Origin of the sequence: Anaerobutyricum hallii DSM 3353 (assembly GCF_000173975.1) — a bacterium.
Lineage (GTDB): Bacteria > Bacillota > Clostridia > Lachnospirales > Lachnospiraceae > Anaerobutyricum > Anaerobutyricum hallii.
This window is the reverse complement of sequence record NZ_ACEP01000064.1, coordinates 100,929-123,686: the sequence shown is the minus strand read 5'-3', so window position 1 is coordinate 123,686 and position 22,758 is coordinate 100,929. Positions and strand designations below refer to the sequence as shown.

The following is a 22,758-nucleotide window of genomic DNA, read 5'->3' as shown; positions in this document are numbered from 1 at the left end:
AAAAGCAAAATTCCTGTTATCATAGCCTCTTTTCCAGTTACTAAAACCAGTTTTTTAATATCAGCCTGCCAGCTTTCCCTTTATTTTCTTAATCTCTTTTTTCGTAAGTCCTACTGCCATAAGATATACTTTAAAAGAGCCATAATGCTCTATAATATGATCATACGCTTTTTCTATCCACTGTGGCTTCGAAAACTCTAATTCCTCAAGGCCATCTTCTAAACGTAGTTTTACATTCTCTTTTAAATAGGTATGTGTTACTTCATAGTTCGCCACAATATCCTCCTTAGAAACCCCTGCAAGTCCCATAAGAATCATAGCAAGGACTCCTGTTCTGTCTTTTCCAGCCTGGCAGTGAAACAACAGGCACCCATCAATATTGTCTAAAATAAAATGGAAAATCTTATACAACATTTCTTTGTATTCTACCAGCTTCACATAAAACTCTCCCGGGTCAAATCCTACCTCTTTTACCGCTCTTAAATCCAGGATTCCATCTGTGATCAGCGGACAGTTTATGTATTTTACTGCGTTATTTCCCCGAAAAGGATTCGGATAGATTAATGCTTCTTCCCTGCTTCTTAAATCAATAATACCAGAAAGGCCGTATTCTATAAGAAACGTTTTATCTTCTTCTGTAATATCGGTAAGATTCTCACTGCGGAGAAATTGATGATGTATTGTAACCGACCCTTTTTTTGTTGCATAGCCTCCTAATTCCCGTACATTATATGCGTTTTCCATAGGAAGGCGAGTGTAATTTAAATACGGTTTTCTCTTCATATAGTAATCTCCTTCTATCGTTCATAAAATTTCTCTTATTGTTTTCTCTTACTATAGCAATTTCCATTCGGTTTTTAAATATTTTTTGCAAAATTCAAATTCTTCTCCAGAGAATACTGATGCAATTTCTGGAAATTATATCCTTCTTTCTTTAAGTAATCCACTGCCTCAGAAGCCATTTTTAAAATATCTGCATTCGAGTAAATATCGCCAAGTGCAAAATTCATCGTTCCACTTTGTTTTACACCAAAAAACTCTCCCGGACCACGAAGTTTTAAATCTTCATTGGCAATCTCAAATCCATCATTAGAATGTCCGATAATGGAAAGACGTTCCATCGCTTCTTCTTTTTCTGAACCAGAAATAAAGACACAGTATGACTGTGCTTTTCCTCTTCCAACACGTCCGCGGAGCTGATGGAGCTGAGCAAGGCCAAACCGTTCCGCATTCTCTATGAGCATAACGGTTGCATTTGGAACATCAATACCGACTTCTACAACGGTAGTAGAAACTAAAATCTGAATTTCATTCTTCGAAAAGCGTTCCATAATATCATTCTTTTCTGCCGGGCGCATATGTCCATTTAAAGCTTCAACGGTAATAGAAGGCGGTAATGCCTGCGAAAGCATTCTTGCATACTCTTCCACATTTTCCAAATCCATTTTTTCATTTTCCTCAATCATCGGACAGATCACATATGCCTGATGTCCAAGTGCTACCTGCTTTCTTATAAATTCCCATGCAGCCGGACGATAGGAAGTTCCCACAACAGAATTTTTAATCGGCAGTCTGGAAGCCGGCATTTCATTCATAATGCTAACATCTAAATCTCTGTACAAAATAATTCCCAGTGTACGTGGAATCGGCGTCGCACTCATTACAAGAACATGGGGGTCTTTCCCTTTTTTCATAAAGGCATCTCTTTGTTTTACTCCAAAACGATGCTGCTCATCGGTAACAATAAATGCAAGATTGTCAAAAGCTACATCGTCCTGTATCACTGCATGCGTTCCAATTAAAATTTGAATCTCACCAGAGGCACAGGCTGCCTTTATCTCTCTTTTTTCCTTTGCTTTTGTGGAACCGGTAAGCAGGGCAACGGTAATCCCAAGTGGGGAAAGGAGTTTCACAAAGTTCTGGTAATGCTGTTCTGCAAGTACCTCTGTCGGAGCCATCAACGCCGCTTGGTAACCGGCAAGAACAGCAGCATACATCGCTGTCATTGCTACAATCGTCTTTCCCGAACCAACGTCTCCCTGTAAAAGGCGGTTCATTGCCATTGTATCGGAAAAGTCCTGGCGAATTTCATTTAACACCTTTTTTTGTGCCCCTGTAAGAGGATACGGTAAATTTTCTACAAACCTCTTTACGGGTTCTTCCATTGGAATAATATAGTGATTGAGTGCTTGTTCCTCCCTGTCTTTGACAAGTTCTAACGCACTGAAAAAACGGAAAAATTCATCAAAAATGATTCGCTTTTTCGCCTCCATCAAATGTTCGGTCCCTGTAGGAAAATGTACTTCTCTAAGTGCTGTATTCACTGGTTCTAAATCATAATAATTTCGAACGGTTTCCGGAAGATACTCTTCTTCTCTGTACATTTCAAATGCAGCTGCCTGTGCTTTTTGTACTGTCTTATTCGACAATCCTGTTGTGAGAGGGTAAATCGGCTGAAATGTTTCCATTAACTGCAAATACTTTTCCCTCTTACAGTACTCCGGCTGTTCTAACATAAGACGTCCATCTTTATAAATCGGGGTTCCTGTAAAAATCCACTGTTCTCCCTGTTTTAATGTATTTCGAAGATACGGCATATTAAACCAGCGCACAAAAAGCTGTCCGCTGACATCTGCGATAAGCCCGGTACAAAGTTTTAACTTCCGAACAGTCTTTAGATGAATCGGGGAAGCGATTTCTGCCTCAATCGAACATCTTTGTCCTGTCTTTATCTCTGATATGGAAATTGGCTCTGGATAAGTCGTGTAACAACGAGGATAGTGATGCACCAACTGATCTACGGTCTCTATGTCAAGCTTTGCAAGTAACTTTTCCGTCTTTTCTCCAATTCCTTTAATTTCCCTTACTGGTATTCCCAACTGAGATTCTCCTTCCTCCACATGCATCATGTGGTAATATTATTTTATCTTAATCAAAACACTCTTATATGAAAATAGCAGCGATTCCATGTCAATACACGGAATTGCTGCCACAAAGGAGTAATTTATTCCCTCTTTTTTCATTATATCATTATTTCATTTATCTTACTCGACAGAAATCATATAGTAATAGATTGGCTGTCCGCCAAAGTTGACCTCTACTTCGCATTCTGGGAACTTATCCTCAATTGCATCGGAAAGTGTATCTGCATCATCTTTGGTTACATCGGCTCCATAGTAAAGGCAAATAAGTTCCGAATCTTCATCTGCCATTGTAGAAAGTAATTCTAATGTTGTCTCAGTAAGATTCTTTCCTACTGCAGCGATTCCATCATCATTGATTCCCATGATGTCTCCATTATGAATTTCCTTTCCATCAATTACTGTGTCTCGTACCGCGTAAGTAACCTGACCGCTTGCAATATCCTGATAAGCCTCTTTCATATTCTCTTCGTTCTCATCCACACCTGCTTCTGGCATATATCCAATCATTGCGGATATTCCCTGTGGAATTGTCTTTGTTGGAAGAACGATAATCTTCTTATCTTCTGTTAAATCTCTGGCCTGCTCTGCTGCAAGAATAATATTCTTATTATTTGGCAGGATAAAGATATTCTTTGCATTGACCTGCTCGATTGCGTTAAGCATATCCTCTGTGCTAGGATTCATCGTCTGGCCGCCTTCAATAAGGTAATCTACACCAAGACCTTTGAAAATATCGGTAAGTCCCTCACCAACAGATACTGCAATAAATCCAACTTCTTTGGCTGGTTTTTCTGCAGCTGCTTCTTTAGCGGCAAGTTTCTCTTCTTCTGCTTCCTGCTGTCTCTGACGGGCTGCCTCATTCTCTGCATCTTTGATGAGCTTCTCCTGATGCTCTAAGCGCATATTGTCAATCTTCATATTAGAAAGCGCACCAAATGTTAAGGCCTTTTCAAAGGCTTCTCCTGGATGATTTGTGTGTACATGTACTTTACAAATCTCTTCATCCGCAACTAATACTAAAGAATCACCTATAGAAAGGAAGAACTTCTTTAATCCCTTCTCATCTTCTTTTGTGAGCGGCTTATCTAACAAAATAATAAATTCTGTACAGTAGCCAAATTTGATATCTGCTGTAGAAATATCTGCTTTTGGTGCACTGATTACTGCAGATGACATAGACGCTGCCTCTGCCGGAACTTCAATGTCTGTTACCTTGCCGGTAAGAGCATCAACGATTCCCTGTAACACTTCCATAAGACCCTGTCCGCCAGAATCTACTACACCTGCCTCTTTTAATACCGGAAGCATATCTGGTGTCTTAGAAAGGACTTCGTAGCCGTAGGCAACGATTGCCTCGCAGAATGCGATAACATCCATATCCTCATCGACTAACTCTTCTGCCTTATCTGCCATTCCTTTTGCAACCGTAAGGATAGTTCCTTCTTTTGGCTTCATAACTGCCTTATACGCTGTCTCTACTGCTCTTGTAAATCCGGCTGTAATCTCATCCTTACCAAGAGAATCTGCTTTGGAAACTGCCTTTGTGAATCCTCGGAATAACTGGGAAAGGATTACACCAGAGTTACCACGGGCTCCACGAAGAGAACCATTGCTGATAGCTTTACATATTGTAGCCATTGTAGGTTCAGCAACTGCTCCAACTTCCTTAGCTGCTGCTAAAATTGTCAGGGACATATTTGTTCCGGTATCTCCATCGGGAACCGGAAATACATTCAGTTCGTTGATATAATCTTTTCTGGAATTAATACGGTTTGCACCGGCTAAAAACAATTTCTGAAAAGTTTTTGCGTCTATGGTGTGACTGTTCACAACATTTCCTCCTTATTTACCTGTTTTATCTATAATTCATAGTAGTTATCTTGTTCTTTTATTCTATAAAAAGGAATCCCTTCTAAAGCGTTATCTTAGAGCGTGTTTGAAAAATCATTCCAACAACCTGCACGCCCCAATTTGCAGAAAGCATTTTTCAAACACGTTCTAATCTACGATACGGACTCCCTCTACATAAATATTAATTTTCTCTACACTCATACCGGTAAACTTCTCCACGCGGTACTTTACATTCTGGATTAAATTCTCTGTAACTGTAGCTATGGAGACACCATATACTACAATAATATGAAAATCTATATAAATCTTGTTATCATTTATCTTGATATGAACGCCCTTGCTTACATTGTCTCTCTTTAAAAGCTGGGCAAAACCATCTTTCATATTCACAGATGCCATTCCAACGATACCAAAACACTCAATCGCGTTAATTCCGGCATAAGTTGCAATAACCTCTTCATCTATAATAACCTGACCTAAATCGGTGTGCATTTGTCCCTTCATATACTATCCCTCCGTTTTATTATCGTTTTCTATAGTATAACCTCTTTTCGGTGAAATTGGAACCACAAACATAAAATTCTTCCATTTTAAGTGCTTTCTCCTGAAACAAAAGAAGTATCTTCCCATATATTATTATAAGGAACATATTGGGGAGATTTTATGAAAAAATTATGCGGATTCGCTCTTTTTTGCTTTTCCTTTGGTCTGTTCCTGAGCTGCTTTCTCACCGGCTTTGCAGTAAAGTTCATTATTCTGGTCATCAGCATCCTGCTTGGATATCTGCTGTTTTGTGACCGATTTTAACAGAAAAGAAAAAAGAGGGAATCACTGATTCCCTCTTAACTCATATCTGCATACATTCCTGTAAGGACAAAGATTAGAGTCTTCTCTTATCCTCAGTGACAGTAAAACTACGCACGTTCTACTTTACCTGATCTTAAACAAGAAGTACAAACATACATTTTCTTAGAAGCTCCGTTCACTTTCACTCTTACAGACTTAATGTTGGATTTCCACATTTTGTTTGATCTTCTATGTGAATGACTCACTTTGATACCGAAATGAGCACCTTTGTCACAAATAGCGCATCTTGCCATGATAGCACCTCCTCGCGAATATACTTAAGTCTGACAGACTTACAACGAGTCTATACTATCAGAAATCAAAACAAATTGCAAGGAAAACTTTTAAAAATCTTCACTTTTTTTATTTGATTGATCTAAGGCAACCCAAAGTGTGTTTAAAAACCGCTTTCTATACGATATGCATTACACTTCGTGGAAGATTTTTCCTGCACGAAAGTAACGTGGTAATCTCACGTTAACTGAATACCGAATACCTTTTAAATTCCTGCGCCATCTACATCTACAACAGAAGCCTCTGCCTGTGCTGCTTTATTCACCGCAGATTCTACTTCCGGGTCAACTTTGTCCTCTGCGTCCTCTCCCTTAATAATAGAAACAACTTTATTTACGGCATCTGGAACCATATCAAGTACTTTGGTAACGGCATCCTGATCTCTGATATTGACAAGCTTTGTCTGTCCGTTATGAATAACTAAAATAGCACTTGGGGACATTTTACCTCCGATTCCACCGCCTGCACTGCTTCCCTTTTCTTTATTAAAGGCACCTGCTCCCATTCCAAAGGAAATGTCAACAAGTGGCAGAATAATCGTATCTCCAATAACCTGTGGTTCTCCAACAACTGTCTTTGAAGATAATACGTGGTCCATTCCACTAAATAAAGAATTCACTGTTGTATCAAAGTTTTGTTTATCCATTGTACGCCCTCCTGTTTAACCTAAAATGATGTTTTTAATCATTGTTCTTACACTTTTCTCTTTTAATATAGAAACAGCCAGAACAAGCATATATCCCAGCCGGATTCTTCCTCTTCCCCTGCACTTGGCCTCGAACATCTTTCTTTCAAAATCCGGATATAAAGAAAAATGTTCTCCATACTTCGGATAAAAAACAGCCGCAATACCTGTAATATATCCTGTATATTCCGGATTACCAGTTCCAAATGCAATGTTTCCTTCTAGCTTTCCCGGAAGAGCATGCTTTAGAAAGCGAATAAGAACGTCCTTTCCCAGCTCTAACCATTCCCGCCACGGCATTTTATCTAAATTAACCTTTGTTTCTTTTAAGCTTTTTATTTTGCTTTTTATTTTCTTTAAAGAAGACTCTTTCTTTGGTTTCTTTCCATCTTTTTGCTTTCTTTCTTTATTCTTTTTCTTATCTTTACTATTTTTATCATCTCCAGAGTCTTTCTCTTTTGTTTTTTCTCTGCCTTCTGACACATCTGAGGATTTCTCTTTAGGGACTGCCTTTTCCGCTTTCTGTTTAGAAACAGAATCTATGCTTCGACTCTTTCCCTCTGCCAGTGTCTCTGCTGTTTTACGTTCTTCTTTTGCTTTTTCCTTTTGAGACTTCTTTTTTTGCCGTTCTTTCTGTTTTTCAAGAAATTCCGGCTGATTCCCGGCAATCTGATACCCCAGTATACGTATCCGGTAATCAAAGACCTTCTCTATGTAACTGGTCTTAAAATAAAAAAGCCAGAACAGCCAGGTAACTCTTACCATAAACTTTGGTCCCTTCTGTTCCTCCTTTTCGAGTTCAAAAGAATACTGAATCGGCGTTAGCAGAACAAGCAAAACAAGTCCGATAAATAACAGGAGCAGTATTCCAAGTATTTTTAATAGTAATAATAATACATACAGCACATTTCTCCTCCTGTTTTAAAACTTCTCCAGATAATCATTCATCTCATAGATACAATCACTATTATATCCCATCTGCACAAGTTTTAACACGATTTCATAAGCCTCTTTCATAGAACCTGCAAGTCCCAACAGCTTTAAATCATTGTTCTGATAAAACTTCTGTCTCATCTCTCGTGAAGAAAGAATATACATGATCACATCTTTCCCACAGGAAGTCGTAATACCATACCAAAGTCCTTTCTTCCATATAAAAGGATGGCGGACTCCCCGCAATATAGCCTTCGCATCGTGGGAAATCGTCTTCCCAATCATTATATGTTCTGATATTGTCAACAAAAGACCGCCTCCTGTCATGATTTATTTGCAACTTATATTATATCTTTATTCTATCCATTAATTTTTCAGATTTATTTGAAAGAATATAACTCTTTTAATATTGCTTTATTTTACATGCGTATGTGTAAATAAATGTTCATTGCAATATTCATAATTTCCATTACACTTTGAGCAGTAACGGAATTCTAAATTTGGGTCATCTAATTCTGTCTTACCACAGACTGCACACTTATGACGATATGGTTTATTTGAAGCCACAGATGATGCCTTCCGGTATGCTCTCTTTCTGTGAATCTCTTTTGGAGAAACCTTTTTATAATTCCTTGATGAGAAGTAAAACAGCAGAAAGTTCAGTAAACTTACTACAATAGCAATTCTTGCTCCAAGTCCTCCAACGACAAACTGCCAAACTAAAAGCGCCACATCAAACCACGCCATCCACTTTACTTTCAGCGGAAGAATACCATAAAGATATACCCGCATCTCCGGGAATATCGTGGCGTAGGCTAAAAACATGGATAAGTTCAAATAAAAAGTATCCATGAAAATCATTGTTGATGGATAAATAAAATATACAATAAATGATGCCACAATTGTCGCAAGAACTCCTATAAGGATATACATATTAAAGCGAAATGCTCCCCATACCTGTACTAAAGATTCTCCAATCGAATAGTAAAACATCAGTACAAAAATAATAAAAATGAGACTTGCATTCGGTGGCACAATAAGGAAACCAAGCAGTCTCCAAATCTGTCCATGAAGTATCATATACGGGTTTAATGCGACATAATAGTAATAAGAACCCTTTGTCAAAATATTAAGTACCGCTCCTATCGCATACAGCATAACGATATACAGCGGCAGATTTCGTATCGCATATCTTCCAAATTTACGTTCCAGCTTATCTAGCCAGTTCATGGCACTCCTCCTTTAACTTTCAATGTACTGACAAGAAACCTTCTGCAAAAACAAGTGCAGTAAAAATCCCAAGCGTACATTCTTAATAAAATATTTTTGTTTATAAATGAACAGCCGGAAATCCCGGCTGTCTCATACATATTCAATTATTTAAAATGTTTATTCTTGGCAATGATTGCTCCGGCAATCAGAGTCAGTAATAAAGAGATTCCTACAACAATCCAAAATCCATATGGATTATTCGCAAATGGAATTCCTGCTACGTTCATACCAAGCGCACTTGTAACAATCGTTGGTACAGTAAGCACAATGGTAATAACTGACAAAAACTTCATCGCAATATTTAAGTTATTCGATATAACAGAAGCAAAGGCATCCATTGTTCCACTTAAAATATCACTATAAATCTTCGCCATCTCAATCGCCTGCTTATTCTCGATGATAACATCTTCAAGTAACTCCTCGTCATCTTCATAACGTGGAATGGATGTATTACGCATCAGTTTCTCAAGAACAACCTCGTTGCCTCGCAGAGAAGTTGTAAAATATACAAGACTCTTCTCTAAATCAAGCATTTCAATCAATTCCTGATTTCTCTGAGAAATGTGAAGCTTCTTCTCCACTTCATCACTCTTCTTGTCAATAATCTTCAGATACTGCAGAAACATCGTCGCATTGCGGTATAACATCTGGTAGATGAAACGAGTTCTCTTATACGTATAAAAATCCCTCACTCTTCCATCCATAAATACGGTCAGTACCGGTGAGTCTACAAGACAGACGGTAAATATATACTTATCAGTAAAGATAATTCCAAACGGTATCGTATAGAAGTATTCTCTTCCCTTACGCTCTTCGATTGTTGGAATATCCAGGATAATTAATGTGTAATTTTCCTCCACCTGTATACGGGAACGTTCCTCCTCATCCAAGGGGCTTTTTAAATCGTCAACATCAATGTTAAACTGGTCTGCTGTGGTACTTAGTTCTTCTGCCGTAGGATTGGTAAGGGCTATCCAGCATCCTTCCTCTGCCACTGCAACTTTGCGAATCCCTGAATCGGTCGTTTTAAAAATTCTTATCATGAGACTTCCCTCTTTCAACAGTTTATCGTATCTCAGTCTGCATCTTCTCTATCTTGGCAAAACGAAAGAAAGAGTCCGTTTCGCGGACTCTTACATAACTGAAACCGTTTAAATTTATTATAAGAAATATCTAATACTTTGTCAAACGCATTTCTGTGATTTTTTTACTATTTTTTAACTGCTTTTCTTTTTCATTTATTCTTTTTTTGCAGGAACGAGCAGAATCGTTCCCGCTGGTACAGTAAGATTATACAAAATACGGTTTACCTTTGCTAATTCTTCAAAGGTCATTGAAACATTTTTCAGGATAATTTTTAATGTATCCCCTTCTTTTACTACATAAGGCCGGAAATCTACTTTCCCCTGTCCCCTGCAGTCTGGTACACAGATTTCCTCACCCGGCTGCAAATTATATATATCTACAAAAGGGTTTAGATCAAGAAGTGTTCTTACCCGGCAATGATGCCTTTGTGCAATGCTATACAGCGTATCTCCTGTCTTTACTGCATACACCGGGCCGGGGCATTTTTTGGTGTCACATATGTTTACATAAACTTTTTCACTCATAGATGCTCTTCCTTTTTCTTCCTCAATTATAAAATATGACAGTCAGAGAAAAAGGTACTTTATCGTGAAAAACTCCTTATACAACTACTCCCCTCTTCTTTTGCTTTTTGTAAACATTTTCCATTCATTATATCTTTTTTTCGAAATTTGTTGTATTTTACGTTCAACTCGTTTATAATGGTTTGGATATTGAGAAATTTATCTATATATAGTGATTCAGAGCCATAGTGTCTGTCTCATTGCCTTTCTGTCAAATAACGCAGAATGCTTTTTCATCAACAAAGTGACTGAACAAGACGATACGGTGGCATCGGCAAGCGAAGTGTATCGCGGACGGTGTTATAAATGTATTCTGAACATTAGATTACCTTATTTTAATACACAACATGAATACACATTTTACTAAAGGAGATGATTAATTAATCATGAAACACGCATTAGGTATTGATATTGGTTCTACTACCGTTAAGGTAACAGTTATCAATGAGAGCCATGATATCCTTTTTTCCGATTACAAACGACATTTTGCAAATATTAAAGGAACTTTACAGACCTTATTATCTGAGGCGAGAGAAAAGCTGGGCAATCTCACAATCCATCCAACCGTAACTGGTTCCGGTGGGATGGCAATCTCAGAATACTTACATATTCCATTCTGTCAGGAAGTAGTTTGTGTGGCGAATGCCTTACAGGATTATGAACCAAAAACAGACGTAGCAATCGAACTTGGCGGTGAAGACGCCAAGATTATTTATTTTAATAACGGAATTGAGCAGCGTATGAACGGTGTATGTGCCGGTGGTACTGGTTCTTTCATCGACCAGATGGCAAGTCTTTTACAGACAGATGCAACCGGTCTTAATGAATATGCCCGTGATTACGATACCCTCTATCCAATCGCCGCTCGTTGCGGTGTTTTCGCAAAGTCTGATATTCAGCCATTAATCAATGAGGGGGCAACAAAAGAAAATCTTGCTGCTTCTATCTTCCAGGCTGTAGTAAACCAGACAATCAGTGGTCTTGCCTGTGGTAAACCAATCAAGGGATATGTCGCTTTCCTTGGTGGTCCTCTTCACTTTATGCCAGAATTAAAGAATGCATTTATCCGTACTTTAAATCTGGACGAAGAACATATTATCGACCCTCCATACTCTCATCTTTTTGCAGCAAAAGGTGCCGCATTAAACGCAAAAGAAGAATGTTCCTTCACATTAGATGATCTCTTAAAAGAGTTTGAATCCGACATTCAGCTTGCTGTAGAAGTAGAACGTATGGAGCCTCTTTTTAAAGACGAAAAAGAATATGATGAATTTATCGAAGAGCACAACCAATTCAAGGTGAAAAAGGCAGACTTAGCTACCTACAGTGGCAAATGCTATCTCGGTATTGATGCCGGATCTACGACAACAAAGCTTGCTTTAGTTGGAGAAGATGGTTCCCTCTTATACCGTTTCTACGATAATAATAACGGAAGTCCGTTAAATACAACAATTCGTGCTATGAAAGAGTTAAAGGAGTTACTTCCTCCTGCTGCGAAGATTTCCGGTTCCTGTTCTACTGGTTACGGTGAAGCATTAATTAAGGCTGCACTGCAGCTTGACCACGGCGAAGTAGAGACAATGGCACATTACTATGCTGCCGCTTTCTTCGAGCCAGATGTAGACTGTATTTTAGATATCGGCGGACAAGATATGAAATGTATCAAGATTCGTAACCACGCTGTAGATAACGTACTTTTAAATGAGGCCTGTTCTTCTGGATGTGGTTCTTTCATCGAAACTTTCGCAAAATCTCTGAACTATTCTGTAGCTGATTTTGCAAAGGTTGCGCTGTTTGCCCCATCTCCAATCGACTTAGGTTCCCGCTGCACTGTATTTATGAACTCCAAGGTAAAACAGGCACAAAAAGAAGGCGCCAGCGTTGGTGATATTTCTGCTGGCCTTGCTTATTCCGTTATCCGTAATGCCTTATTAAAAGTTATTAAGTTAACCGACCCCAAACAGCTTGGTAAAAAAATCGTTGTTCAGGGTGGTACATTCTATAATGATGCGGTACTTCGAAGCTTTGAACGTATTTCCGGCTGTCACGCCGTTCGTCCAGATATTGCCGGTATCATGGGTGCTTTCGGTGCAGCCTTAATTGCAAGAGAGCGTGAGGAAGAAACTGGAGATACACAGATGCTCTCCATCGATGAGATTATCAACTTGGAATACAGCACTTCCATGAGCCGCTGTCAGGGATGTAACAACCACTGTATCCTTACCATTAATAAGTTTAACAATGACCGTCAGTTTATTTCTGGTAACCGTTGTGAACGTGGTCTTGGCCTTGAAAAGAATCATGAGCATGTACCAAACCTTTACGAATATAAATATAAACGAATTTTTGGATATAAAGCATTAAAACCAGACGAGGCAAAACGTGGTGTTATCGGTATTCCACGAGTACTGAATATGTATGAGAACTATCCATTCTGGTATACATTCTTTACAAACCTTTCTTTCCGGGTATTGCTTTCTCCAAAGTCTTCCCGAAAGATTTACGAACTTGGTATTGAGTCCATTCCAAGTGAATCCGAATGTTATCCTGCAAAGATTGCACACGGACATGTAATGTGGCTTTTAAAGAAGGGTATCAACACCATTTTCTATCCTTGTGTTCCTTATGAGGAAGACCAGATGGAAGGTGCCAACAACCATTACAACTGCCCGATCGTAACATCTTATGCAGAAAATATTAAAAACAACATGGAAGAGCTCCGTGATCCGAATGTCCTTTTTATGAACCCATTCTTAGCACTCGATAATGCAGATGCCTTGAAGGTACGTCTTTATGACGAGTTATCTAAACATTTCGATGTGACAAAAGAAGAGATTGACCATGCCGTAGATGAAGCTTATAAAGAAGCTGCACAGGTAAGAAAAGATGTACAGGCAAAGGGCGAAGAAACACTTGCTTATCTCGCAGAAACTGGAAAGATGGGTATTGTTCTTTGTGGTCGCCCTTACCATATCGACCCAGAGATTAACCACGGTATTCCTGAACTGATTAACTCTTTTGGCATCGCCGTATTAAGTGAAGATTCCATCTGTCACTTAGGTCATGTTGAGCGTCCATTAATCGTTTCTGACCAGTGGATGTATCATTCCCGTCTGTACGCTGCCGCAAACTACGCAAAGAAGAACAAGCAGTTAGAAGTCATTCAGCTTAACTCCTTTGGCTGTGGTCTTGATGCGGTAACTACCGACCAGGTAAATGATATTATGACGAATTCCGGACGTATTTATACCGTCCTTAAGATTGATGAGGTAAATAACTTAGGTGCTGCCAGAATCCGTATCCGTTCTCTGATTGCTGCCGTAAAGATCAGAAACCGTAAGCACATTGAGCCACATCCGGTTCCGGCAAATATCGAAAAAGTAGAATTTACAAAAGAAATGAAAAAGGACTACACCATTCTGATTCCTCAGATGTCCCCAATTCATTTCGACCTGCTCACCCCTGCCTTCCGTCACTGTGGCTATAACGTAGAGATTTTGCCGGAAATGGGGAAACAGGCAGTAGATACTGGATTAAAATATGTAAATAACGATGCCTGCTATCCATCTCTTATCGTTGTTGGACAGATTATGACTGCCTTAACTTCCGGCAAATACGATCTGAACAAAACAGCCGTTATCATCTCCCAGACTGGTGGTGGCTGTCGTGCGACAAACTATATCGGATTCATCCGCCGTGCATTAGCTAAGAACGGTTACGGTCAGATTCCAGTTATCAGTTTAAGCGTACAGGGAATTGAGAAGAATGAAGGTTTTAAATTCACTCCGGCACTTTTAGTTCGTGCTCTTCAGGGAGTTATTTACGGAGATTTATTTATGCGTGTTCTCTACCGCGTCCGCCCATACGAAAAAGTAAAAGGTTCTGCAAATCATTTACATGAAGTATGGAAAAAGCGTTGTATTAAATCTCTTGAGAAAGCACGATATGGAGAATTTAAGAAAAATATCCGCGGCATTATCCGCGACTTTGACAGATTACCAATCACAGATGAGAAGAAACCTCGTGTTGGTATCGTTGGAGAAATCCTCGTAAAATTCCTTCCAGACGCAAACAACCATCTGGTAGAACTTTTAGAAGAAGAGGGGGCAGAGGCAGTAATGCCAGATTTATTAGACTTTATGTTCTACTCCTTCTACAATAGTAATTTTAAAGCAGAATATCTCGGAAAATCTACAAAAGCTGCTAAGTTATGTAATATGGCAATCTCTGCACTGGAAGCTTACCGAGGCTTCCTGCGAAAAGAATTAGAAAGAAGCGATCGTTTCACTGCACCACCTCACATTGAGGAACTTGCCGAGTACGCAAAACCAATCGTATCCCTCGGTAACCAGACCGGTGAGGGATGGTTCTTAACTGGTGAAATGGTTGAACTTATCAAACAGGGCGCCCCAAATATTGTTTGCACACAGCCATTTGCCTGCCTGCCAAACCACGTTGTAGGTAAGGGTGTTATCAAGGAACTGCGCCGTAAGTATCCGGAATCTAATATCGTCGCAATTGACTACGATCCAGGAGCAAGCGAAGTAAACCAGGTAAACCGAATTAAATTGATGCTGGCAACAGCGGAGAAGAAGTTGAAATCTGATTTGCCGCAGGCAAGATAGACGCCAAACAAACGCCCTCTGAGAATGAAAGAATCCTTATTTGTGACTTTAGTCGCGGCGTGTTGAATACTCGCTCTACTCGCTCGTATCCAACACTTGCTCCGAGGCCACAAATAAGGATTCTTTCATTCTCAGAGGGCTGTGCTTGGGATGTGGAAGAAAAAAATGGAATTTATTATTAAAGAATTTGGAAATTCGTAAAAGGCTGTCTTTGGCTGCTGAAGTTAAATCAGAATTCATGTTCAAGTATTTGGGGATTCGCCAGAAGGTTGCGGTTTTACGAAAAATATAGCAATTCTATAACATGGTATTCGAAGAATAGGTTTATTCTATTCTGCAAATCAGTGAAAAAAATTGAGAAAATAAATTGTAGCCTTATCTTTTTTGTACTCTGTCATAGGAAAAATGTATTTTGAAAATTCACAATGTTCTGGAGAATCTCCAAATTCCCAACAGGAATTTCTGGCGTTACTTCAGTAGCCACCGTCAGAAACATATTGGCCTGCTATGTTTCGTCAACTTCGCCTGCTACAGTTCCGCAGCAAATTCCCTCAACTTCTGTTTTGCTTTTGGAGACAGATTCTTCGGAACCTGCACCTCTATCGTCGTATACTGGTCACCATGTACAGAAGAATTCTTCATGGAGACGATACCCTTTCCGCGGAGTCTTAATTTACTTCCGGATTGTGTTCCCGGTTTTATGCTACAGCGGACATTACCATAAATGGTCGGTACGGTGACATCTCCGCCAAGAACGGCTGTGATAAATGGGATAGTTACTGTGTTAAAAATATCCTGACCGTCTCTCTTAAAACCTGGCTTTTCCGAAACGGTTACTTTCAAGAATAAATCACCGGCAGTTCCACCATTATAGCCGGGAGTTCCCTTGCCTTTTAATCTGATACTCTGTCCCGTTTCTATTCCTGCCGGAATATTAACTTCTAATGCCTGTACTTTGCCATTCTCATCTTTTAAGTGGATTGTTTCTTTTTTTCCAAATGCGGCTGCATCAAAGTTTACCTGTATATCTGCATGAATATCATTTCCTTTTGTTTGATAAGATTGCCGATTTCCAAATCCTCCATTTTGCCGGAAATTGCCGTGAAAGCCATTATTAAAGTTTCCATTTTGACCAGAGCCGCCTCTGAAACCAGATTTTTTAAAGCCTCCGCCAAAAAAGTTTTCAAAGATATCTCCCATATCACCGCCTTCAAAATGAAACTCCTGATAACCATTGCCGTTATTCGAGCGGTATGTGCCTCCGCGAAAACCTCCGCTTCCCCCGAAGTTACTAAAACCTCCAAAACCTCCATCGTTACCATACGGGCCAGACTGTGCATTTCCCGTTCCATCAAAGGCGGCATGACCAAAACGATCATAGAGTTTCTTTTTCTCTGGATCACTTAAAACTTCATACGCTTCTGTCACTTCCTTAAATTTTGCTTCGGCATTACTATCCCCAGGATTAATATCTGGATGGTATTTCTTCGCCAATTTACGATAGGCCTTTTTAATAGTCTTCTCATCTGCATTTTTATTTATTCCAAGAACATCATAATAATCTGTTTTTGTTACCATAATCTTCACCCTCTCGTTGTGAATTCTATTTGTTCTAGTTGAAATATAACACTGTATTTTCTTATTGTCAACTCTTTCTTTAAAATACGCTCTACGAGGATTCTCATTTAACCAAACACGACAACGGCCACTACTTAAATATCATTTCCTGGAGCATGTTTAAATACCTCTTTTAAACACACTCTTAAAAGCCTTTCCATCTTCTTCCACGCAAATTTCAGAAAAGGCTCTTTTATTGACTTTATCTTTCTTTTCCTTTATACTATTATAGATATTAAATCACAAAAGAAAGGAAAGGTATAATGAAAAAAGTTACATCGTTATTAATGGCACTTATTCTGTCTGTTACTATTTTAATGGGCAGTATTCCAATGAATGCTTCAGCAGCTACTACAGAAGTTCCTGTTGGCTGGTATCAGCAGGGTAAAAAAGTATACTACTACGAAAATGGTAAGAAAGTTACTGGCTGGCATACATTAAAGAGCTACTATGACAAGAAAAAGTACAAATTCTACTTTAACAAAAACGGAGTATTAGTTAAGGATTTATTTACACTTAACTACAAAAAATGGATTAAGAAAGACATTACGATCGTTGTTAACACAAAGACACATAATGCTACTCTTTATGCCAAAGATAAAAAGACTGGCAAGTATAACATTCCATTAAAGACTATGGTTTGCTCTACTTCAAGAAAGGCAAAAGGAACAAAGGCTTATTCTGGATGCCGTCTGGAAAAAACTTCTGCTGTAAGATGGTTCATCTACAAGAAAAGCCGTCCATATCATTATTACCAGTGGGGTGTTAAGGTAAAACATGGTAACTTCTATTTCCATTCTGCACGATACACTACTACAAATAACAGAAAGTTAGAAGTTGGTTTATATAACGACCTTGGAACAAACCAGACAACAACAAGCGTTCGTCTTCAGGCTGTCAATGCAAAACTTATCTATGATATTGCTACAAAGACAAACAAGAAGAAACGTGTCTGGGTTAAAGTAATCAGAAAGAACAAGGAAAAAGGACCTTTCGGTGTTTATACTTTAGCCGGAACTACTGGAAAGATTAAAAATAAAAAGAAAAGAATTGACCCTACAGATCCTAGTATTAAGGGAAATAAGAAGATTTACTCTTATGCTATGAGTATTTTAAACGGTCTTAAATAATTTTCTAATAAAAGAAGCATTGCTTCATTAAATTTACCTGTCTGTGAACATGAGCAACATTCTATTTTGTTTATCAGACAGGTATTTTTATGAGCTAATGATTCTTTTTATTTTCTTGTTAGAAGAGGGTAAAGCAAATATGTTCACATTATATAGCCCAGCAGATATATAATAGATATCCAGCATAAATGGAAAAAACAAGGATACCATCTCTTCTTTTAATTTTCTGACGAATTAACATAGGAAGAAGCGCAAGTACTGAAATAAGGATACATAAAGGCATATCAATTTGTGCCATCTGCAGTGAAACTGGAAGTTTCTCTCCACTAAGTAATGTACAGATTGGTAAAATAAAAGCGGAATCTATCATATTGGCACCTATAATATTTCCGACAGACAAAGAAGACTCTTTTTTTAGGATTGCTGTAACTGTTGTTACAAGTTCCGGCAAAGATGTTCCCATTGCAACAATCGTTACCGAGATAATATCTTCGCTGATATGCAGAATTTCCGCTATTTTACAGGCAGAATGTACTAGTAACTCTGAACCTGCTACAATACACACCGCGCCTATACAAAACCAGAAAAATGTTTCCCATATACTACTTTGTTTTTCTTTCCATTTACTTCTTTTATTTTTTACCTTTTTTTCTCCGTTTTTCCCAGCCTGTATTTTTTTATGTAATATCATATCTTCTTTTTTTCTTTTACTGTTGGAAACTTCTTTTTTACAAACTGCATTTTTGACATTCTCTACAAGAAATAAAATCCCGGCAAGTAATAGCAGGAGACAATCTGCCCTGTCAAATATTCTATCTTTGAAGCTAATCAATAACAACAGTAATGTTCCAATATATAAGCTGTTTTTAAATAAATATTCTTCTCTTTTAATTGCAACGGGAAGAAAAAATAAACTAAGCGCAAGAATAATTCCTGTATTTGCAGAAACAGAACCAACTGCATTTCCTATTGCCATGGCAGAATGCCCATCTAACGCAGCCGCCACAGAAACAATGATTTCCGGCATCGTTGTTGCAAAACTCACAATCGTTGCTCCGATCACATATTTCGGTATTCCAAGTATTTCCGATAATTTTGACGCAGCATCAACAAACCAGTCTCCTCCCTTACAAATAAGAATCAGTCCAATAAAAAAAGACATATAAATCATATACAGCCCTCCTGCCCTATATCTCTTTCATATGTCTTTTTTCGGTATTTATACCTGTTTTTTTTATATGCCTTATATATTTTTATTGGTTTTCGTTCAGAATTCCCCCCGGCAGATGCTTCACTTCTCTTCCTATTGCTTTTGCTTCCGGTGCTTTCAAAACTTCTATTTCTTTGCGGATTGCGTCCATCTTCAAATCAAGGGCGGCACTCTCATCAGCACATTTCTTTAAATCCGCTGTAAGCTGGTCAGAAGCAATATCTTTCTTATATTTTAATTTATGTTCAAGGCTTGCCCAGAAATCCATTGCAATTGTACGAAGCTGTACTTCTACTTTCATCATTTTCTTTTTATGCTCTAAAAAGATAGGGACTTCCACAATCAAATGCAGACTCCGATAGCCATTCTCCTTCGGATTCTCTATGTAATCTTTACGCTGAATCAATGTGATATCATCCTGCTCTAGCAGACAATCTGCAAGAAAATAAATATCTTCTCTAAATGAGCAGATAATACGGATTCCTGCAATATCTGTAAGATTCTCCTCAATACTCTGCGTTGAAAAAGGAAGATTCCTTCTGTTTAACTTCTCTGTAATGCTCTCAAGACTTTTCACCCTTGTTTTAATCGACTCAATCGGATTTCTGTCATGTGCCAGTGAAAACTGTTCATTCAGCACACGAAACTTTGTCTCTACTTCCATAAGCGCACACTGGTAATATGCCATTAATTCTTTATATGGTTTTTGCTCTCTCTGAAGCAAATCATGTATTTCTTTTGTAGATAATTCCCGGAACACCCTCTCTCTGAGTCTATCCCCGATTGGTGAACGCATTAAATCATCTAATGCTCCAAAAATTTTCTTTCTCTGTTCCATTCTTCTTCATTCCTTTCATATCGTATTTCCACGACAAGTAGAATACTCTGTCTAATTTTACCATAAATTGTTGTTTATCTCAATTCATTTTCTATATCTTACTTCACAATTCCTTATACAATTTTCTAAAGATGTTTGTTTGCAAATTCGATATTTTATGCTATAATACCTCAAGTTGTAACACTTTTTTAATATTTGTAAGACATTTGTAACTATTTAATATCTTCAAAATACAAAATAATGAATAGATGCTTCTTATTTTTTATTTTAAATCTGTAAAAACATCTTATAATCATGTTCTCCTGGAATCTTTTTTACAAAGTCAAGTGTAGAAAAGACTTTAGGAACAAACACATAATACATTAATGGAGGAATTGTTGTGAAAAAACATATCTTTTTAGGCGTTCTTTTAATGTTGACCGGATTTTTCTTTATTCCGTCAAAAACTTTCGCTTTTCAACATGCCTACGAAAGCAAATCTGACTTTATTTATGCCCTAGCAAGAAATGAACTGCCCGTATACTATTCTGATTACAGCAATGATTTAAAAACTGTACTCCCTAAATATACCGGTGTCAAAGTAATCGGTTCTTCCGGTTCCTGGTACGAAATTCAGTATGCTTCTAAAAAAGGCGGAACAAAGAATGGCTGGGTAACAAGAGATGAATTTCATTCTGATTGCCTGATTTATGATGGCAGAGAAAAACAGCCTTTTTCAAACGGTACCTATCAGCTTTCTTTTTATGAGGAGAATTCCTCGGATTCTTCTTTTGCTATGAATACAGCTTCTATTATCTCAGAAAATTTTTCCTGTTCTTTTAAATATGCTGGTGACAACCGTTACACCATACGCAAAGCAGGAGAAGAAAAATATTTAAAAGCAGATACATTATCAAACACACCTTCTTCAAATGAACTTTGGGGAAGTAAACAGGAAGCTGGTACTTTTCTTATTACAAGAAAAAAGGACTATTATACAATCTGCGATGAAACTACCAAAAGAAATCTTTCTCAAAACGATGGCAGTATTTTAGAGTTCACAACAGATTCTAATGCCGTATGGCGTCTGACCCGTAATAAAAAAGCAATCGAAAAAGAAAATCTTCAGGTTTTTGTCCAGTTTGACCCTGTCTGGGCAAAGCATCATTACGGCAATGAAACCACAAAAGATACTGACACAAATAATTTTTGCACTTCCGGCTGCGGTATTTTTGCCACAGTAAATGCTATCTACTCTTTAAGTGGCCATTTTCCTGATCCTTATGAACTGGCACAATACGCTTCTGATAAGCATTACCGCATCGAAGATTGTGGTACTGACAGCGGATTCTTTAAGGCAGCTGCCGAAAAATTTGGCTATAAATATGGATTCTCCTACGATGGAAGCGGCGAATCCTTTAAAGAATTAAAGGAAAAGTTAAAAGAAGGAGATACTGCTATCGCCTATCTTCCAGGACATTACGGTACTATTGTTGATTATAATGCAAAAAAAGATAAATATCTGTTAATGGATCCCCATTATCTCCCAAAAAGAGGGACTTCTTCTTTCGGAGACTGGGTAAGCCAGAAGGATTTAGAAGAAGGCACATTGATGGTGCAAACTTTTTTCTACTATAAAGCGGAATAGTATTGAAGTAACAGACGAATCCCGAAAGCTAAGTACTGTATATCTGTGACTTTCGTCGCGGCAGGTTAAACGTTCGCTTACGCGCTCACATCTAACCTTTGCTCCCAGGCCACAGATATACAGTACTTAGCTTTCGGGATTCTGTTTTTTGGCCGCCTCAATGTAGTATTGGTACAGATATTGGAAAATAAGTTTTTAAGGAAAGATTTGACAAACCTTCCACCTGCTATTTCAATTCAAATAATAGAAATTATGTAAAACCTTCTAGAACGTGTTTGAAACATGCTCTAACCTCCCTTTTTCCGTCTATTGAATCAAATCACAATAATTTATCCGTCTTCCTCCTATTTGAGCGTTGTTATTTCTATATGAGTGTTATATAATATAAGCAATATGTTATGGGAAGGCGGGTTACATATGAATTTAAGACAGATTAATGAATTGTGGAATGAATATAAGGAAAAGTATGATTTACCAAAGGATGTGCAGATTTCGGCTGTGCAATATGATGCAGAGAAATATGTTGAGGGGTTTTTTAACATTTTAGAGCTTCTTGACGGCAAGTACATTCTGCATTTGAATCCTCGTTTTCATCTTTATAGTGACAGTTATGCCCGTTTTATCCTTTTCCATGAATTTACTCATTTTTATGATTTCATAAACAGTTCTTTTGATGAGACAGAAGACTTATTTATTTATATGAATGCCTATTCTGAATTTCATGCCTGCCGTGTTACACTGGCACGTTTTATGGAACGCCTTACCCTAAAAACTGTACATATAGACAAGATTCAGATTCCAGGGCCATTTAATGAGATTTCTATCCGTCATCTTTTAGAGGAGGGGCTTTGGAGAGTAAAAGTTTGTTTTGAACAGTTTCTTGAAACACTTGAACCGAATGATTTCGTTATGACTTTCCGTCAGTTAATGTATCTTCTCGGTTATATCTCTCTTTTTGAGAACGATGATGTTTTATTAGAGCAGACTTTACAGTTTGCACATCTTGATACTGATGATTTCTTCGCTTTATATCATGCTTTAAAAGAGATTGATCACGATGAAATTTTAAGACTTACAAGAAAGATTTACAATTCTGCATTTCTCATATATTTAAGGGGATTTTTCAGAAGGAACTACGACAAACGTATTCTTCCGGATGACGAGCTTGAGAATATCACAGCAGATAATTGCGATGAATATAAAGCAATCCTTGACAAACGACAACAGGAGGTTGCAGCTTAAGGTTGAGAATAAACA

19 protein-coding genes are annotated in these 22,758 nt (G+C 38.1%); 4 read left to right on the top strand and 15 right to left on the bottom strand.

The features are described from left to right. Positions 1-60 precede the first annotated feature (60 nt). From EUBHAL_RS06130 to EUBHAL_RS06080, 12 genes are all read right to left on the bottom strand, one after another. Positions 61-783: a tyrosine-protein phosphatase gene (locus EUBHAL_RS06130; protein ID WP_005346546.1), complete on the bottom strand. Its 723-nt coding sequence runs from the start codon at positions 781-783 to the stop codon at positions 61-63. A gap of 74 nt (positions 784-857) precedes the next feature. Beyond that, positions 858-2,906: an ATP-dependent DNA helicase RecG gene (recG, locus tag EUBHAL_RS06125; protein ID WP_005346543.1), complete on the bottom strand. Its 2,049-nt coding sequence runs from the start codon at positions 2,904-2,906 to the stop codon at positions 858-860. A gap of 138 nt (positions 2,907-3,044) precedes the next feature. Further along, complete coding sequence (locus EUBHAL_RS06120; protein ID WP_005346539.1) at positions 3,045-4,754, bottom strand: DAK2 domain-containing protein; 1,710 nt, start codon at positions 4,752-4,754, stop codon at positions 3,045-3,047. Between the two features lie 82 nt (positions 4,755-4,836). Beyond that, positions 4,837-4,908 carry a DUF6783 domain-containing protein gene (locus tag EUBHAL_RS17205; protein WP_353963092.1) on the bottom strand — a complete coding sequence of 24 codons (72 nt, stop codon included), beginning with the start codon at positions 4,906-4,908 and terminating at the stop codon, positions 4,837-4,839. Between the two features lie 14 nt (positions 4,909-4,922). Beyond that, positions 4,923-5,279 (bottom strand): Asp23/Gls24 family envelope stress response protein, encoded by a 357-nt coding sequence (locus EUBHAL_RS06115; RefSeq protein WP_005346536.1) that lies wholly within the window; start codon positions 5,277-5,279, stop codon positions 4,923-4,925. A 410-nt stretch (positions 5,280-5,689) separates the two neighbouring features. Continuing rightward, the gene (gene rpmB / locus EUBHAL_RS06110; RefSeq protein ID WP_021907351.1) at positions 5,690-5,875 is read right to left on the bottom strand and encodes a 50S ribosomal protein L28; all 186 of its coding nucleotides are present in this window, start codon (positions 5,873-5,875) and stop codon (positions 5,690-5,692) included. 245 nt (positions 5,876-6,120) lie between these two features. Next, positions 6,121-6,561, bottom strand: a complete 441-nt coding sequence (locus EUBHAL_RS06105) for a GerW family sporulation protein (protein WP_005346528.1) — start codon at positions 6,559-6,561, stop codon at positions 6,121-6,123. Positions 6,562-6,576: 15 nt separating this feature from the next. Beyond that, on the bottom strand, positions 6,577-7,506 hold the full coding sequence (locus EUBHAL_RS06100) for a DUF2953 domain-containing protein (RefSeq protein WP_005346526.1): 930 nt from the start codon (positions 7,504-7,506) through the stop codon (positions 6,577-6,579). A 15-nt stretch (positions 7,507-7,521) separates the two neighbouring features. Then, positions 7,522-7,842 (bottom strand): hypothetical protein, encoded by a 321-nt coding sequence (locus tag EUBHAL_RS06095; protein WP_135960909.1) that lies wholly within the window; start codon positions 7,840-7,842, stop codon positions 7,522-7,524. 105 nt (positions 7,843-7,947) lie between these two features. Continuing rightward, positions 7,948-8,763 carry a hypothetical protein gene (locus EUBHAL_RS06090; RefSeq protein WP_005346520.1) on the bottom strand — a complete coding sequence of 272 codons (816 nt, stop codon included), beginning with the start codon at positions 8,761-8,763 and terminating at the stop codon, positions 7,948-7,950. A gap of 146 nt (positions 8,764-8,909) precedes the next feature. Then, positions 8,910-9,848, bottom strand: a complete 939-nt coding sequence (locus EUBHAL_RS06085; RefSeq protein ID WP_005346514.1) for a magnesium transporter CorA family protein — start codon at positions 9,846-9,848, stop codon at positions 8,910-8,912. A 195-nt stretch (positions 9,849-10,043) separates the two neighbouring features. Further along, the gene (locus EUBHAL_RS06080) at positions 10,044-10,415 is read right to left on the bottom strand and encodes a LysM peptidoglycan-binding domain-containing protein (RefSeq protein WP_005346511.1); all 372 of its coding nucleotides are present in this window, start codon (positions 10,413-10,415) and stop codon (positions 10,044-10,046) included. A 425-nt stretch (positions 10,416-10,840) separates the two neighbouring features. On the opposite strand from EUBHAL_RS06080, the gene EUBHAL_RS06075 reads away from it, so the two are divergent. Then, positions 10,841-15,079, top strand: coding sequence for a 2-hydroxyacyl-CoA dehydratase (locus EUBHAL_RS06075; RefSeq protein WP_005346509.1), 4,239 nt, complete (start codon positions 10,841-10,843; stop codon positions 15,077-15,079). Between the two features lie 528 nt (positions 15,080-15,607). On the opposite strand, the gene EUBHAL_RS06070 is transcribed toward EUBHAL_RS06075, so the two are convergent. Next, on the bottom strand, positions 15,608-16,657 hold the full coding sequence (locus EUBHAL_RS06070) for a DnaJ C-terminal domain-containing protein (protein ID WP_005346505.1): 1,050 nt from the start codon (positions 16,655-16,657) through the stop codon (positions 15,608-15,610). 302 nt (positions 16,658-16,959) lie between these two features. Between EUBHAL_RS06070 and EUBHAL_RS06065 the strand changes: the two genes are divergently transcribed. Then, positions 16,960-17,826, top strand: a complete 867-nt coding sequence (locus tag EUBHAL_RS06065) for a hypothetical protein (protein WP_005346502.1) — start codon at positions 16,960-16,962, stop codon at positions 17,824-17,826. 148 nt (positions 17,827-17,974) lie between these two features. On the opposite strand, the gene EUBHAL_RS06060 is transcribed toward EUBHAL_RS06065, so the two are convergent. Both EUBHAL_RS06060 and EUBHAL_RS06055 read right to left on the bottom strand, forming a co-directional pair. Next, on the bottom strand, positions 17,975-18,997 hold the full coding sequence (locus tag EUBHAL_RS06060) for a calcium/sodium antiporter (protein WP_005346498.1): 1,023 nt from the start codon (positions 18,995-18,997) through the stop codon (positions 17,975-17,977). 82 nt (positions 18,998-19,079) lie between these two features. Continuing rightward, positions 19,080-19,874 (bottom strand): GTP pyrophosphokinase, encoded by a 795-nt coding sequence (locus EUBHAL_RS06055; protein ID WP_005346489.1) that lies wholly within the window; start codon positions 19,872-19,874, stop codon positions 19,080-19,082. A gap of 379 nt (positions 19,875-20,253) precedes the next feature. Here EUBHAL_RS06055 and EUBHAL_RS06050 point away from each other — a divergent pair, with 379 nt between their 5' ends. Together EUBHAL_RS06050 and EUBHAL_RS06045 are read left to right on the top strand one after the other, a co-directional pair. After that, positions 20,254-21,501, top strand: coding sequence for a C39 family peptidase (locus EUBHAL_RS06050; RefSeq protein WP_005346471.1), 1,248 nt, complete (start codon positions 20,254-20,256; stop codon positions 21,499-21,501). A gap of 417 nt (positions 21,502-21,918) precedes the next feature. Continuing rightward, positions 21,919-22,743 carry a hypothetical protein gene (locus tag EUBHAL_RS06045; RefSeq protein WP_044922203.1) on the top strand — a complete coding sequence of 275 codons (825 nt, stop codon included), beginning with the start codon at positions 21,919-21,921 and terminating at the stop codon, positions 22,741-22,743. Positions 22,744-22,758 lie beyond the last annotated feature (15 nt).